This is a genomic window from Microbulbifer zhoushanensis, from assembly GCF_021729055.1.
GTDB lineage: Bacteria > Pseudomonadota > Gammaproteobacteria > Pseudomonadales > Cellvibrionaceae > Microbulbifer > Microbulbifer zhoushanensis.
The window spans coordinates 331,201-346,483 of record NZ_JAJSAO010000002.1; the positions used below are offsets into that span (position 1 = coordinate 331,201).

The following is a 15,283-nucleotide window of genomic DNA, read 5'->3' on the forward strand; positions in this document are numbered from 1 at the left end:
TACCGTGTCCCCAGAAACAAGCTCCTCCCCGGTATCGCGCATCCCGCGCGAGCTGGTGCTGCCGGCTTTGCTGGCCCTGGTCGCCTGGGCCGGCGGTGCCTACCTGCTGCACCAGCACGTGGTGTCCCCCCACAACCAGCGGGCAGTAGAAAGCGCTGCCACGGCCCATGCGGGCGTACTCGCGGGCCGGGTGGCTGAAGAAGTGGCTGAACGCGACCGCTACCTGGAAAGCGTCGCCCGCGATCCCGCAACCCGCCAGCCCGGCAGGTCGGTACAGGTATTCCGCGACGGGGAGGTCCGCGTCGGCGCCGGCGAGAACCCGCGCCTCAACTTTGCCCTGGTGGACCTACTGGAGCGCGGCGCCCGCAACGAGGCACAGGCGCTTGAGTTCCTGCGCACCGGCAGCGACAACAACTGGCAGCTGCACGGCGCCGCCGCCACCAATGGTGGCGTGGCACTGGTCTCCGAGCCGCTCGCGGCACTGGAGAAGGTCTTCTCCGGATTCGACACTGCGGCCGGCCAGATCCGTGTCATCCAGCAGTTCCCCGGCGGCCCGCCACAGCCTCTCTGGCAGGCGGGGCAGGGCACCGGCCAGACCGTAGCAGCAGGCGTTCCGGGCAGCTTCCTGAAAGTCGAGCTCCGGCCCTCGGCGCACTTTGCCCGGGAAAACAGCATCGCGCCGCTGTGGCTGCTGGTCGTTGCGAGCATCGGGCTGCTGGTCACGCTGTGGCTGCTGTGGCGATTTATCCCCCGCGATACACCCGCACCGTGGCAGAACGCGCAGCCACCGAAACGCCGCAGCGCAGATTATCCGGGTGTGCCGCCAACCCCGACAGCCCCCCGGGCAACCGCCGGCAACGAGGGCTCAGAAAAATCCCGGCAACCGGCGGAGGACCGGGACCAGTCCCCGGGCTCGGCCATGGGCGCCGTCAGGGATTTTCCGGCCCACGTCTTCCGCGCCTACGATATCCGCGGGATTGCCGGCGAGGAGATCGACGAGCCGTTTGCCTACCAGCTGGGCCGCGCACTGGGCACACTCGCCCTGCATGCCGGCGAGGAACTGCTGATGGTGGGACGCGACGGCCGCAACTCCAGCGAGCTGCTCACCGGTTGCCTGATCGAGGGTATCCTCGACAGCGGCTGCGACTGCGTCGACCTGGGCCTGGTGCCGTCACCCATCCTCTACTTTGCCTGTGCCCGGGGCAGGAACGGCAGCAGCGGGGTGATGGTGACCGCCAGCCACAACCCGGCCGAATTCAACGGCTTCAAGATCCTCCTGCGCGGGCGCCCCCTGGCCGAGGAGAAACTGCAGCGACTGCGGCAGCTGATGATGCAGGGTCCCTTCCGCGAGGGCCGCGGCAGCAGCAGCCAGCAGGATGTACAGGACCTCTATGTCGACGAGATTTTCAACGACGTGGCCCTGGCGGGGGAACCGCGGCTGGTAGTGGATGCCGCCAACGGTGCCACCGCGCACCTGGCGCCGCGCCTGTTCGAGCACCTGGGCTGCAACGTAACCCGCCTGTTCTGCGAATTCGACGGCGACTTCCCCAATCATCCGCCGGACCCCTCGCGCCCGGAAAACCTGGCTGCCCTGGTGGAGAAGGTCACGGAGACCGGAGCCGACCTGGGCATTGCGCTCGACGGCGACGGCGACCGGGTGACGCTGGTTTCCCGCAGCGGCCGCATCGCCTGGGCCGACCAGCTGGTGATGTTGCTGGCCCGGGATATCCTGGCCCGCAACCCCGGCGCCAGCGTGGTGTTTGACGTCAAGAGCTCCCGCGCCCTGGGCGAGCTGGTCAGCCAGTACGGCGGGCTGCCCATTATGGGCAAGACCGGTCATGCACCGATGAAGGCCAAGATGCTGGAGAATGGTGCCATTCTCGGCGGGGAGCTGTCCGGGCACATTTTCATCAAGGACCGCTGGTTCGGTTTCGACGACGGCATCTATGCCGCAGCGCGTATCCTGGAAATCATGGCCCTGCGCGAACAGGGGCTGGACGAGCTGCTGGATTCATTGCCGCAGCTGGTCAGCACCCCGGAAATCCTGGTGCCGGTGGCGGAGCAGGATAAATTCGCCCTGGTGGAGCGCTTCCGTGCGCAGGTGGATTTCGGCGAGGCCACCCTGGACACCACCGACGGCCTGCGCATCGAGTATGCCGAGGGCTGGGGGCTGGTGCGCGCGTCGAATACCGGTGCGGCGCTGACCCTGCGCTTCGAGGCGGAGTCGGAAGAGGCCCTGGAGGCAATCCGCGCGCGCGTGACGGCCCAGTTGAAGCAAGTGGAACCCTCGCTGGCGCTCTGAGACCGGCGATGGCTTAATCGATAGACGACAAGGAATTACCGCTTTATGTCCCTGGACAGTAAATCTGCCCTGCGTGTGGCGCAGGTGCTCAACGAAGCACTGCCCTATATCCAGCGCTTTACCGGCAAGACCATTGTGGTCAAGTTCGGCGGCAATGCCATGGTGGACGAGGCCCTGCAAAACAGCTTCGCCCGTGACGTCATCCTGATGAAGCTGGTGGGCATGAACCCGGTGGTGGTCCATGGCGGCGGGCCGCAGATCGGTGAGCTACTGAAGAAACTCAATATCGAGTCGCGCTTCGTCGATGGCATGCGGGTCACCGACAGCGAAACCATGGATGTGGTGGAAATGGTGCTGGGCGGCACCGTGAACAAGCAGATCGTCAACCTGATCAACAAAAACGGCGGTCGCGCCGTGGGCGTCACCGGCAAGGACGGGCTGCTGATTCGCGCCAAGAAACTGCTGATGGAAAGCGAGACCGCCGGGCTGCACGCCTCGGAGATCATCGATATCGGCCACGTGGGGGAAGTGGAAAGCGTCGATACCGATGTTATCGATATGCTGATCGGCGGCGACTTTATCCCGGTGATCGCGCCCATCGGGGTGGGTGAGGACGGAGCCTCGTACAATATCAATGCCGACCTGGTTGCCGGTAAGATTGCCGAGTACCTGCACGCCGAGAAACTGATGCTGCTGACCAATGTGGCGGGGCTGCAGGACAAAAACGGCGAGGTCCTGACCGGACTGTCCACCCTGCAGGTGGACGGCCTGATTGCCGACGGCACCATCCACGGCGGCATGTTGCCGAAAATCGCCTGCGCCCTGGACGCGGTCAAGGCCGGCGTCACCTCGGCCCATATCATCGACGGCCGCGTACCACACGCGGTGCTACTGGAAATTTTCACCGATACCGGTGTGGGCACCCTGATCACCGACGGCGAGGCCGCGGACTGAAATCCCGACGGCACCCCGCCCGACGGAGCGCCGATTGAAGCGCGTCCGCTGAATCGTTAGGATTCCACCGCCCGCCGCTCCGGTGCGGTGGGCAATAACAAGAATGGATAACCCCGGGCCGTCCCCGGGTCAAAGGCACTGAATGAGCAGCGAAAAAATCAACCGGCGACAACAGATCCTGCAGGCACTGGCACATATGCTCGAGGCCAGCCCCGGCGCCCGCATTACCACCGCGGCCCTGGCCAAGGAAGTGGGCTTCTCGGAAGCAGCGCTCTACCGGCACTTCCCCAGCAAGTCCAAGATGTTCGAGGGCCTGATCGAGTTTATCGAGGAGACGATTTTCAGCCGCGTCTCCATGATCCTGCAGGAAGAACCATCGGCACCCCTGCGCTGCCAGAAGATCCTCCACCTGCTGCTGGCCTTCTGCGAGCGCAACCCGGGCATTACCCGCCTGCTCACCGGCGATGCGCTGACCGGGGAGACCGAGCGCCTGCACGGACGCATCCTGCAGTTTTTCGACCGACTCGAGACCCAGCTCAAGCAGATTCTCCGCGACGCCGAGCTGCGCGAGCAGTTGCGCCCGGCGATCCCGCTGGGCGGTGCCGCCAACCTGTTGATGGCCAGCGCCGAAGGTCGCATCGTCCAGTATGTGCGCAGCGGTTTCCGCCGCCGGCCCACCGAGTACTGGGCCGAGCAGTGGCCCGTGCTCATTGCGGGATTCTTCCGCGAACCGGTACCTGTCGCGCACGCCTGAGCGCGGGCTCCTCATCCTGATAGACAGCCAGAACCGGCTGAAAGTTCGGGCCCGGCCGGGCCCGATGGGAAAACAGGGGGGGACAGGCCACAGTGCGGACTGCGGCCGGGCCGGCTACTTGCCGGCAATCTCGGTATAGCGCCCCGCCGCGCGGTCGAACTCGGCGTTGATGCGCTTTTCCTCTTTGCGTCGCAGGGCCATCCGCTCCTCAAGCACCTCGATCTCGGTACGCAGGTCCTCAATGCGCTGCAGGCGCTCGGGACGCACTTCACCGCCATTGCGCTGGATCCGCGCCGCCTCGTCTTCCTCGCGCTCGATCTGCGAACCGAGACTGGCAATATTGGAGCGCATGATTGCCATATCCTGTTGCACGATTGCCAGCTTGCGATCGCGGGCGCTCTCGATATCCGCCACACTGCTGTAGCGCTTGAGCAATTCGCGATCGGTCTTTTCCCGCTCCAGGCGGCGCTTCTTCTCTGCCAGGGCGGCACCGGTCAGTTCCGGGGGCACCTCCTTCAGGACCCGGCCGGAGGGTGTAATTATCTCGTAGCCCCCCGCCACATAGCGCGGTGGCACCAGGTCGTCGATCACCTGTACCCCATTTTCATCGGTGTAGCGGTAAAGTACCTGGCCATCCTGCTTGGCGATGGCAAGTGCCGGCAGGGCCAACACCACCAGGAGTGGCCATACTGTGGAGATTTTCATCGAATCACTCTTTCCGTCCCGGCCTGCGGCGGCAACCGCAGTTATCCCGCCACGCCGTAGCGCTGCCGGTATTCGATTATTTTTTGTACGGTTTCGCTGTCCTGCGATTCCTCACTAAGGTAGCTGATTATATCGTCCAGTTGCACGATGCTGATCACAGGTACACTGTAATCACGCTCTACTTGCTGAATCGCCGACAGCTCCGTATCCTCCCCGGCCCGCTCCTGGCGGTTGAGGCCGATGACCACGCCGGCCGCCTCGGCGTTGTGCCCGTCGATGATATCCATCACTTCGCGCACGGCGGTGCCGGCGGTAATAACGTCATCGATAATGAGGACCTTGCCTTCCAGGGGCGCACCCACTAAGGTTCCGCCCTCGCCGTGGGCCTTGGCTTCCTTGCGGTTGTAACAGAAGGGCTTGTCCACGCCTTTCTGCGCCAGGGCGACAGCGGTTACCGCCCCCAGTGGTATACCCTTGTATGCCGGCCCGAAGATGACATCGAACTCCACTCCCGACGCCAGAATGGCCTCGGCATAGGCATGTCCCAGTGCGGCCAGGGCGGCACCGGAGTGGAATCGGCCGGCGTTGAAAAAGTAGGGACTGCGACGCCCGGACTTGAGGGTGAAGTCGCCAAAGCACAGCACCTGGTGGTCCAGGGCCAGTTGGATAAAGTCGCGCTGATACTGCTGCATGAAAAATTGCTAACTATTGGCTAAGGTGAAGGGAGATCTACCCGCAGCCCTGCGGGAGACATGTCAAATAATGCTAGTTAATACAGTGTACTGCCTCATACTGAAAGGCGCTATCCGGGCCGTGGCTGCCGCGCGCGGGGAGTGCTCGTATAATCATACGCCGCGATGCCTCTGTATGAATCCGAACACTAGTCCGCTGGTAAGGGGCTAAAACAATGCGAATAGTAAGTCTGTCGGTAGACGGCGTGCATCAGGCGGCACAGCGCGGCCTGTACGATTGGTTGGCGGACCAGGACGCAGACATCATCTGCCTGCAGGACCTCCGCTCCCTGGAACCGGAGTTGGATCACCCGATCTTCCATCCGGATGGCTATTACAGCTACTTCTTCGACTCCGGCACCCCGCATGAGAATGGCGTGGCGATTTACACCCGCAGCCAGCCCAAGGCGATCATCTTCGGCATGGGATTCGCCAATGGCGAGGATATGTACGGCCGCTACCTGCAGGCCGATTTCGAGCGACTCAGCGTCGGTTCACTGCTGGCGCCACAGGCGGCCGCCGGGGACGAGGCCTCGCTGGAAAAGAAGGTGCAGTTCTTCGACGACATGCAGGCCCACCTGACCAAGATCAGCCGCAAGCGCCGCGATTTCATCTTCTGCGGCAACTGGGGCATTGCCCACCGCCGCGCCGATGTACAGAACTGGCAGGACCACCAGGATACACCGGGGTTCATGCGCCACGAACAGCGCTGGCTGGACCAGCTGTTCAACGATATCGGCTATATCGACGCCTTCCGCAAGGTGGTGAAGGATGCCGATGAGTTCACCTGGTGGCCCAGCGGCACAGTGGGCGAGGGTGATGGCTGGCGCACCGATATGCAGGTGACTTCACATGGCCTGCGCAATCGCATCGAGTACGGTGCCATCAACAAGAACGTGGAATTTTCCAGTCACCTGCCGGTGATCATGGATTACGAGCTGGAAGTATGACGCAGCGGCGGCGGGCCGCGCCCGCCGCCATGATTGTCACTCGGCCAGGGCCTTCTTCTGCAGGCTCACCAGCTCGTCGATACCCGCCTTGCCCAGCGCCAGCATCTTCGCGAACTGTGCCTCGGTGAAGGGCGCACCCTCGGCAGTGCCCTGAACCTCGATCATGCCGCCGTCCTCGGCCATTACCAGGTTCATGTCGGTATCCGCCTGGCTGTCCTCCGGGTAGTCCAGGTCCAGCACCGGCTCACCCTCGTAGATGCCCACGGACACCGCCGCCACCATATTCTTCAGCGGGTCGACACTAATGATTTTCTCCCGCTGCATATAACGCAGCGCGTCCACCAGTGCCACGCAGGCACCGGTAATGGAGGCCGTGCGGGTGCCCCCATCGGCCTGGATTACGTCGCAGTCGACAGTGATCTGGTGTTCACCCAACAGGCCCAGGTCCACGGCTGCCCGCAGGGAGCGACCGATCAACCGCTGGATTTCCACGGTGCGGCCACTCTGCTTCCCGCGCGCGGCCTCGCGACCCATGCGGGAACCGGTGGAGCGGGGCAACATGCCGTATTCAGCAGTGATCCACCCACTGCCCTGGCCGCGCAGGAAGCGCGGCACATCGCTCTCCACGGAGGCATTGCACAGCACCTTGGTATCGCCGAACTCCACCATCACCGAGCCCTCGGCGTGGCGGGTGTAGTTGCGCGTTATCTTCACTGCGCGCATATGTTCCGGCTGGCGGCCGCTGGGACGTTGCATAAATTCACCTCGCGTTTGCATCCAAAGCTTTTCATTATACGCGCATTCAGCGGTGCCGCGGGGCCATCCGGTAGCGCCTGTCGCTATGCTATGATGCCGGACCATTTTTCTGTTTGCGGGAGAGACCATGGCCCAGAAACCAGTTCGCAGTATGACCGCCTTCGGACGCGCAGAGGCACCCTATGCCACCGGAACGGCCGTCTGGGAGCTGCGCTCGGTCAATCACCGCTATCTGGAGCCACACTTTCGCCTGCCCGAGGCCGGCAGGCCACTGGAACCCAAGCTGCGCGAGGCCCTGCGCAAGCAGCTGAGCCGCGGCAAGGTGGAGCTTTCCCTGACCCTCAAGCCCAGCGATCTCGCCAGCACCGGCCTGGAGATCAACCAGCCGTTGGTGGAAGCGCTGAAACAGGCTGCGCGCCAGGTGGCTCCCGGACTCGACACCATGCCCCTGGACCCCCTGCGCATCCTGCAGTGGCCCGGCGTGATTGCCGAGCAGGATATCGACCGGGAAGAGCAGGCAACGGCCGTGATGGCGGCATTCCGCGAGGCCATCGACCAGCTGATCGCCAATCGCGAGCGCGAGGGGACAGAACTGCGCAGTTTTATCGAAGCCCGGCTCGAGGGCATTGAACAGCAGGTGGAGTCGGTGCGCCAGCTGCTGCCACAGATTCTCGAATCCCAGCGGGAAAAACTGCGCACCCGCCTGGAAGAGCTGCTCAACGAACTGGACCAGGATCGCATCGAGCAGGAAATCGCGCTGCTGGCACAGAAAGCGGACGTGGATGAGGAGCTGGACCGGCTCGAGGCCCACGTCAAGGAAACCCGCCGGGTGCTCGCCGGCGGTGGCGCGATCGGCCGGCGACTGGACTTCCTGATGCAGGAGTTCAACCGCGAGGCCAACACACTCTCTTCAAAGTCTGTCGTCACCGATACTACCCAGGCTGCGGTGGAGCTCAAGGTGCTGATCGAACAGATGCGCGAGCAGGTGCAGAATATCGAATAACCCGCAGTTTTCGCCTGCCGGCCCTCACTGCGCCAGGCCAAGCGTGTCTTGGCTGTTATCCCCCTGAGGCGGCAGGACGCCGCCACAGACCTTCCGATTTAAACGATATTTTTTTGGTAGCGAGAACAAAACAGAAAAATATTGCGCACTGTTTCCCAAAAAGAAAAATTAACCTGCTTATAACTGTATCCAGAAAAAAAACCTGTCAGCATTGCTCCTCCCATTAAAGGAATAAATTGATTAAGGAGGATCGATGTTTCGATTAATGTTGCTGTCTGTCATGGCGCTGGTCGCCGTCTCCAGCCGGGCTGACATGCCCGATTACCCCGATGACGGCGCCGGCGGCAGTAGCCCCACCTATCTCGGCTGCGGAGTATACGGCAGCAGTTCTTCCGGATTTCCCAAAATGATGTACGCCCAGCGTGTACGCTACTGTCGCTACGATGGGCCATTGTTTTGTAACGGCAAGACCCAGGGGGAGTTTGCCGAGTGGGAACACAATGGCGTCTCCACCGGCAAGCAAAAGCGCACCATCATCGCCACTTACAATGCGCCGCAGAAGTCATCGGTGGATACACTGATGTATTTTATTGGGGGACAGTATTTTGATGCTGAAACCCCGAAGGCGAGCGGCATTGGGCTCTGCGAGGACTGGGACAACCTGTTCGACCACAGCGACTTCAACCTGGCCAACAAGAACATCCCCATGCTGCCGGATTCGGTTCCCTACGAAATTGCCACCGATGGTTTTTTCGATATGGGACGTACGTTTATGGCAGTTGCCATGGACGCCCGCTTTAACTATGACTTTACCAGAGACAACCAGCACGAAATCCTGAACGCGCACTATCAGTGGCTGCGCAAGAAATTCTATCGTTCTGAAATGAAGTTCATCTACCTGGTCGGACACAGCCGCGGTGGCACCCTGGCGACCATGCTCGCCAGCAAGTTCAAGGACGAGATGCCCGAGGTACCTGTATTTGTACAGCTGTATGATCCGGTCGCGAATCCGGATTCTGCGCACCATGAACTCGGCACTGACAAATACAGTAAGATCACCAATCCAATTCCACGACAGATATCTTTACTGGGGCAGACATATACAGTCCACGATTTCACTTATCGAACCGACCTTTTCAACGGTGTATTCAATACACCCCTGAAGCGTGATCGGTTGCTGATTCACAACCATGTCGCCGGACGACAGTTTATAAATGGGACGCTGGAGGACCTCAGCCACGAAGTGCGCGCGTTTGCCGAGCTGGACACGGGCACTGACAGCTCAGGCACGATCGGCAACTGGTATTACCAGAAATGGTATACGACCTCCCACAGCTGGATGGCCAACCTGCCCGACTACTATGGCAGCCGCTACCTGCAAGCGGCCAAGGATGCCTACGCAGCGATGGTACCGGAAAGGGTGGCCTCAATGGCGCCCGAGGCGCGCTGTAATATGTCACCGCGCTGGGCCGAGGGAACACAGGTCACTGTTTCCTTTGACGGCAACGGATCAGAGAGCCGTAGCGGCACTGCACTGGATTACCGCTGGCAGCTCCCGAATGGCACCACCCGCTCCGGTATCGGGCCCCACTCGGCAACCTTCTACTCTGGTGGTGAGCAGCTCTCGTCCCATTCGGTTCGCCTTACCGTGACCGACGCTAACGGCAATACGGATACTGCCTCCTGTTCTGTCACACTCGAGGACCGTGACCAGAGCTGTGGCGACCCTTTCTGCAAACCCGCGATACAATAAACCGGCTGGACGGGAGCCCCAGGCTCCCGTCACCAGCGTGGACACTTTCAAAAATATTCGAACAGCGAATATCCATAATACTCCCACCCAATTCTTCTCCGATTTATTGATCAGGCTCGCAAGCCATCCAGGGTGAACCACGACCAATTCTCAACTCTGGAATAAGAATCATCTTTCCAGTTTTCTTTCTCTTTTTCTGGCGCCCCTATCCTCGACTTCCCAGCATTTTTATTGAGGGAAATATTACTGCAACGTCACTGCTTGGTGCTGGCAATAGAAAGGCCGGTGAACCCGGCAAGCCGTGACCGGTTAAGGTCTCCTGAGAGAAGGTTCAGCACAGGTTTAAGCAAATTTATTCAGTCAAGGAAGTCTCTAGAAGCGGCTTTGCCGCTGAAATTGTGACCTGCCCCCCACAAGGGGAAAGGTCGATAATAATTATGGAGAACCGAGAAACAATGAAGCATCCGATAAAAAAACTGATCGGGACTGTGGCAGCCAGCAGTGTTATTGCGCTGGGTGCCTCCTTCTCCCTGCAGGCACTCGCGGTGGAAACGAACCAGCCCTCCGCCGCCCTGGCCAGTACCCCCATGGTCAGCGACCGCATCATCATCAAGTACAAGGACAATGCGCAGATAGGGGCCGCCAATGTCATGTCACAAACCGCCATTGAGCGTGCGTCCCAGGTGGCCGGTGCAAAAATGTCGCATATGCGGCGTCTTGCTACCGGCGCCCAGCTGATGCGACTGGAGAACCGCCGTGGCGGTGCTGACATGGCGGCCATCATCAGCCGCCTGCAGCAGGACCCGACCGTGGAATACGCCGAACCGGACCTGCTGTTGCAACCCATGGCCACCCCCAATGATCCCAGCTACAACCAGCAGTGGCACTATTTCGAAGCCACCGGCGGCCTGAACCTGCCCACTGCCTGGGACACCACCCAGGGTGAGGGCGTCAATGTCGCGGTACTGGATACCGGCTACCGCCCCCACGCCGACCTGGTGGATAACCTGCTGCCGGGTTACGATATGATTTCCGACGCTACCGTAGGGCAGGACGGAAATGGCCGGGACAGCGATGCCAGCGACCCGGGTGACTGGGCCCCGGCAGGTGCCTGCTACTCCGGTTCTCCGGCCAGCAACAGTAGCTGGCATGGCACCCATGTGGCCGGCACCATTGCCGCTGCCACCAACAATGGCACCGGTGTTGCCGGTGTTGCCTACAAAGCTAAAGTGGTACCGGTCCGGGTTCTGGGTCGCTGCGGTGGCTACACCTCGGATATTGCCGACGGCATGATCTGGGCCGCCGGCGGCAATGTCAGTGGCGTCCCCGCCAATGCCAACCCGGCCCAGGTACTGAACCTGTCCCTGGGTGGCAGCGGCTCCTGTGGCAGCACCACCCAGAATGCCATCAACACTGCCCGCAGCCTGGGTGCAACAGTGGTGGTTGCTGCCGGTAACTCCAATACCAATGCCAGCAATGCCACGCCGGCTAACTGTTCGGGCGTGGTGACGGTAGCCTCCGTCGACCGCTCCGGTGGCCGCGCCTGGTATTCCAACTACGGCAGCGTCGTGGACGTGGCCGCACCTGGTGGTGATACCTCGGTGTCCAGCAACGGCGTCCTGTCCACACTGAACAGTGGCAGCCAGGGCCCGGGCAGTGACAACTATGCCTTTTACCAGGGCACCAGCATGGCCACCCCGCACGTGGCGGGTGCCGCGGCACTGCTGTACGCGCTCGACGGTTCACTGACACCCACCGAGGTGGAATCCATCCTCAGCGATACCGCCCGCAGCTTCCCCTCCTCCTGTAGCCAGTGCGGTTCCGGGATTGTAGATGCGGCCGCTGCGGTGGCGGCAGTTTCCGGTGGTGGCGGCCCCGATCCTGATCCCGGTACCGGCGTGCTGGAAAATGGCGTGGCAGAGACCGGTTTGTCCGGCAACAGCGGCGACGAGCTCTTCTTCACCCTGGAAGTGCCGGCGGGAGCCTCGAACCTGCAGTTCGAGATTTCCGGTGGCAGCGGCGATGCTGACCTTTACGTCCGCTTTGGCTCGGCACCAACCACCTCGACCTATGATTGCCGTCCCTACCTGAACGGCAATAACGAGACCTGCTCCATCTCCAATGCCCAGGCCGGTACCTATCACGTGATGCTGCGGGGCTATACCAGCTTCTCCGGTGTGGACCTGGTGGGTAGTTTTGACGAGAGCGGCGGCGGCAGTGGTGGACCGACCGGGTGGACCGAGAGCAATCTCTCCGGCGCCACTGGCTCGTGGCAGCACTTCACCCTGCAGGTGAATGCCGGCATGACCTCACTGGATGTGAATATGTCTGGTGGCAGCGGTGACGCCGACCTGTATGTTCGGTTTGGTTCGCAGCCCACCACGAGCAGCTACGACTGCCGGCCCTATCGCTGGGGCAACAGTGAGACCTGCTCCATCAGCAACCCACAGGCCGGTACCTGGTATATCAGCCTGCGGGCCTATGACGCCTACTCTGGCGTCACTGTAGAGGCCCAGGCGAGCGAGTAATCCACCCAGGTCATACTGACTGTAAAAGCCGGCATCCCTGATGCCGGCTTTTTTTCAGGTGGCGAGCACGAGTCCGAAGCCTGTCCGGGTGAAAACCTGAAGGGCTTTTCCAGTTGCCCATTCATTACCGGTAAACGTTACCCGTCAGTGGTATTTCCGGCCTCTTTTGCCTCAACGCAGCACATTACCAGCCAATGAAAAGTGAGCACCAATATTAAAAATACCTTTTCTATTATCTAGTAAATAGAAGAAAACGTTTTAATTCTCGCTGCTCGAATAGCTCTTATATCTGGCAAAACCCATCTGTGAGGAAAGTTTTCATATGTTAATTTTTACCACTAAAAATCGAGCAATTTGAATTAGAAACATTCTGGCGCGCAAAGCAACGTCAGCCTTCCAAACATGATGAGGAAGTAACGGCCTTTTCCGTTTACAGCCTTTATCTTCACCATTATCAGGACACGCAGAGATCCCCGGCCGCTGATTGCGGCTTTTTTATTGCGTGGGCCGCAGTATCGGATAGCAAATTTAAAAAATTTCACTACTCAATTCAGCAACAGAGGAGGGCCTGCAAGAAAAGATTCAATCGTCGCGATTTGCCAAAAGCAATTTGCAATGGAACGTATCATTCTGGAGAACCTGGAAGTAATGAGAACCAAAACAAAACAACGAAAACAGATAACAACCCTATCGAGAAATACCCGTGGTAATTTACCCGGCACCCTGTCGCGGGCCCTGGCCGGCTTGCTGACCATGGTGGCCGCCGGTAACAGCCTCGCTGTAGAAACCCGCTCACCGTCAGAGGTGCCGGCAACCAGTATGGCAACTGCGACAGCGGACACAGCCGCTGTTACCGACCGGCTGATTGTGAAATACAAGAATGTCCCCGGGGCTTCCGCATCGGCGATGGCTGCACAGCGCATGTCGGATACCGCGGTCAGCCGCCTGTCCCGCAACGCCGGGGCAAAACTCAAGCACATGCGTCGCCTGGCCACTGGTGCGCAGCTGCTTCGTCTGGAGAAGGGCGCAAACGCCCGTGACCTCGGCGCTATCATGCAGCGCCTGCGCCAGGACCCGGAGATCGAGTATGTAGAGCCGGACCTGCTGCTCAAGCCACAGGCCGTGCCAACCGATCCCCGCTACAACGAGCAGTGGCACTATTTTGAGCCCACCGCAGGCCTCAACCTGCCAGATGCCTGGGACACCACCCAGGGCGAGGGCGTCGTGGTTGCGGTTATCGATACCGGCTATCGCCCACACCCGGACCTGCTGGATAACCTGCTGCCGGGCTATGACATGATTTCCGACAGCACCATTGCCCAGGATGGCGACGGGCGCGACGGCGACGCACTGGATCCCGGCGACTGGGCTCCTGCCGGGGCCTGTGGTGAAGGCGAGCCCGAGAGCGGCAGCAGCTGGCACGGCACCCACGTCGCCGGCACCGTGGCGGCGGCGACCAACAATGGCGCCGGTATTGCCGGTGTAGCCTACAAGGCGAAAGTGGTGCCGATCCGCGTGCTGGGTCGCTGTGGCGGTTACACATCTGACATTGCCGACGCAATGATCTGGGGCGCCGGCGGTGCAGTGGCAGGCGTACCGGCCAATGCCAACCCGGCCCAGGTACTCAACCTCAGCCTTGGCGGTGGCGGCAGTTGCGGCAACACCACCCAGAACGCCATTAATACGGCGCGTAGCCTGGGGGCAACCGTGGTAGTGGCCGCAGGCAACTCCAACACCAATGCCAGTAATGCCAACCCGGCCAACTGTGACGGTGTGGTAACGGTTGCCTCGGTGGACCGCTCCGGCGGACGCGCCTGGTACTCCAACTATGGCGATGTTGTCGACGTCGCGGCGCCGGGTGGTGATACCTCGGTTTCCTCGAACGGCGTGCTGTCGACCCTGAACAGCGGCAGCCAGGGACCGGAAAGCGACAACTACGCCTTTTACCAGGGGACCAGCATGGCAACCCCGCATGTAGCCGGTGCCGCGGCTCTGCTTTACTCGCTGGACCCGGCGATTACGCCAGACGAGGTGGAATCGGTACTGGCCAGCACCGCGCGCAGCTTCCCGGCCACCTGTAACCAGTGTGGAACCGGCATTGTCGACGCCTCTGCGGCAGTGGCCGCCGTAAACGGGGGGGGAACTGACCCATTACCCGGCGATGACGCGCTCTATAACGGGGTAGCGGTGGACAATCTGCAGGCAGTCCAGGGCACCGAATTGCAGTTCACCATGGAAGTGCCCGCCGGCGCCTCCGACCTGCAGTTTGAAACCTATGGCGGCAGCGGCGATGCGGACCTGTATGTAAGATTTGGTTCGGCGCCCACCACCCAGGCTTACGACTGTCGTCCCTACCGCACCGGCAACAGTGAAACCTGTACTTTTGCCACGCCCCAGGCAGGCACCTACCACGTCATGCTGCGGGCCTATAACAGCTTTTCCGGTGTAAGCCTGGTGGGCAGCTTCCAGGAGAACAGCGGCAGCGGTGCCAGCAGCGTTGTGGAAAGCGACCTTTCCGGCGCGGCCGGTTCCTGGCAGCACTTTCCGCTGGAAGTAGCGGCTGGCAGCAGCACCCTGGACGTGCAGATGTCCGGTGGCAGCGGCGATGCGGACCTGTACGTCAATTTCGGCTCCCAGCCCACGACCCAGGACTACGTCTGCCGTCCATACCGCAACGGTAACAGCGAGACTTGCAGCATCGACAACCCGCAGGCGGGCACCTGGTATATCAGCGTGCAGGGATACTCGGATTATTCCGGTGTCTCACTTGACGCCCAGGCGACTCCCTGAGTAAAACCCGGGCACAAAAAAAGGCCGGCACCATGCCGGCCTTTCCCGTTTCAGGGA

11 protein-coding genes are annotated in these 15,283 nt (G+C 61.1%); 8 read left to right on the forward strand and 3 right to left on the reverse strand.

The genetic code is table 11. From position 1 onward, the window contains the following. The first annotated feature begins 4 nt into the window (after nucleotides 1-4). The 3 genes from LVD10_RS05085 to slmA all read left to right on the forward strand — a co-directional run bounded on the left by LVD10_RS05085 (nucleotide 5) and on the right by slmA (nucleotide 4,010). Nucleotides 5-2,302, forward strand: coding sequence for a phosphomannomutase/phosphoglucomutase (locus tag LVD10_RS05085; protein WP_237062144.1), 2,298 nt, complete (start codon nucleotides 5-7; stop codon nucleotides 2,300-2,302). Between the two features lie 45 nt (nucleotides 2,303-2,347). Beyond that, the gene (argB, locus tag LVD10_RS05090; protein WP_232940210.1) at nucleotides 2,348-3,256 is read left to right on the forward strand and encodes an acetylglutamate kinase; all 909 of its coding nucleotides are present in this window, start codon (nucleotides 2,348-2,350) and stop codon (nucleotides 3,254-3,256) included. A gap of 142 nt (nucleotides 3,257-3,398) precedes the next feature. Beyond that, nucleotides 3,399-4,010, forward strand: a complete 612-nt coding sequence (slmA, locus tag LVD10_RS05095; RefSeq protein WP_232940211.1) for a nucleoid occlusion factor SlmA — start codon at nucleotides 3,399-3,401, stop codon at nucleotides 4,008-4,010. A gap of 114 nt (nucleotides 4,011-4,124) precedes the next feature. Here the strand turns inward: slmA and LVD10_RS05100 are convergent, their stop codons facing one another. Then, a complete protein-coding gene (locus tag LVD10_RS05100; RefSeq protein WP_232940213.1) occupies nucleotides 4,125-4,715 on the reverse strand; it encodes a hypothetical protein in 591 nt (196 codons plus the stop codon). A gap of 41 nt (nucleotides 4,716-4,756) precedes the next feature. Next, nucleotides 4,757-5,407 (reverse strand): orotate phosphoribosyltransferase, encoded by a 651-nt coding sequence (gene pyrE / locus LVD10_RS05105; RefSeq protein ID WP_232940215.1) that lies wholly within the window; start codon nucleotides 5,405-5,407, stop codon nucleotides 4,757-4,759. Between the two features lie 215 nt (nucleotides 5,408-5,622). Between pyrE and LVD10_RS05110 the strand changes: the two genes are divergently transcribed. Next, nucleotides 5,623-6,396 (forward strand): exodeoxyribonuclease III, encoded by a 774-nt coding sequence (locus tag LVD10_RS05110; protein ID WP_232940217.1) that lies wholly within the window; start codon nucleotides 5,623-5,625, stop codon nucleotides 6,394-6,396. A 36-nt stretch (nucleotides 6,397-6,432) separates the two neighbouring features. Here the strand turns inward: LVD10_RS05110 and rph are convergent, their stop codons facing one another. Further along, nucleotides 6,433-7,152: a ribonuclease PH gene (gene rph / locus LVD10_RS05115; RefSeq protein WP_232940219.1), complete on the reverse strand. Its 720-nt coding sequence runs from the start codon at nucleotides 7,150-7,152 to the stop codon at nucleotides 6,433-6,435. A 127-nt stretch (nucleotides 7,153-7,279) separates the two neighbouring features. Between rph and LVD10_RS05120 the strand changes: the two genes are divergently transcribed. From LVD10_RS05120 to LVD10_RS05135, 4 genes are all read left to right on the forward strand, one after another. Continuing rightward, nucleotides 7,280-8,155: a YicC/YloC family endoribonuclease gene (locus LVD10_RS05120; RefSeq protein ID WP_232940221.1), complete on the forward strand. Its 876-nt coding sequence runs from the start codon at nucleotides 7,280-7,282 to the stop codon at nucleotides 8,153-8,155. 253 nt (nucleotides 8,156-8,408) lie between these two features. Continuing rightward, on the forward strand, nucleotides 8,409-9,908 hold the full coding sequence (locus tag LVD10_RS05125; RefSeq protein WP_237062146.1) for a PKD domain-containing protein: 1,500 nt from the start codon (nucleotides 8,409-8,411) through the stop codon (nucleotides 9,906-9,908). Nucleotides 9,909-10,363: 455 nt separating this feature from the next. After that, complete coding sequence (locus LVD10_RS05130) at nucleotides 10,364-12,436, forward strand: S8 family peptidase (protein WP_305080374.1); 2,073 nt, start codon at nucleotides 10,364-10,366, stop codon at nucleotides 12,434-12,436. Nucleotides 12,437-13,051: 615 nt separating this feature from the next. Further along, complete coding sequence (locus tag LVD10_RS05135; RefSeq protein ID WP_305080573.1) at nucleotides 13,052-15,226, forward strand: S8 family peptidase; 2,175 nt, start codon at nucleotides 13,052-13,054, stop codon at nucleotides 15,224-15,226. The last annotated feature ends 57 nt before the right edge of the window (nucleotides 15,227-15,283 follow it).

What these genes read in the sequence shown, in the direction of transcription:
- LVD10_RS05120 (WP_232940221.1), top strand. Translation starts at nt 7,280, where the DNA reads ATGGCCCAGAAACCAGTTCGCAGTATGACCGCCTTCGGACGCGCAGAG.
- LVD10_RS05135 (WP_305080573.1), top strand. Translation starts at nt 13,052, where the DNA reads ATGGAACGTATCATTCTGGAGAACCTGGAAGTAATGAGAACCAAAACA.
- slmA (WP_232940211.1), top strand. Translation starts at nt 3,399, where the DNA reads ATGAGCAGCGAAAAAATCAACCGGCGACAACAGATCCTGCAGGCACTG.
- LVD10_RS05100 (WP_232940213.1), bottom strand. Translation starts at nt 4,715, where the DNA reads ATGAAAATCTCCACAGTATGGCCACTCCTGGTGGTGTTGGCCCTGCCG.
- LVD10_RS05125 (WP_237062146.1), top strand. Translation starts at nt 8,409, where the DNA reads ATGTTTCGATTAATGTTGCTGTCTGTCATGGCGCTGGTCGCCGTCTCC.
- rph (WP_232940219.1), bottom strand. Translation starts at nt 7,152, where the DNA reads ATGCAACGTCCCAGCGGCCGCCAGCCGGAACATATGCGCGCAGTGAAG.
- argB (WP_232940210.1), top strand. Translation starts at nt 2,348, where the DNA reads ATGTCCCTGGACAGTAAATCTGCCCTGCGTGTGGCGCAGGTGCTCAAC.
- LVD10_RS05110 (WP_232940217.1), top strand. Translation starts at nt 5,623, where the DNA reads ATGCGAATAGTAAGTCTGTCGGTAGACGGCGTGCATCAGGCGGCACAG.
- LVD10_RS05130 (WP_305080374.1), top strand. Translation starts at nt 10,364, where the DNA reads ATGAAGCATCCGATAAAAAAACTGATCGGGACTGTGGCAGCCAGCAGT.
- pyrE (WP_232940215.1), bottom strand. Translation starts at nt 5,407, where the DNA reads ATGCAGCAGTATCAGCGCGACTTTATCCAACTGGCCCTGGACCACCAG.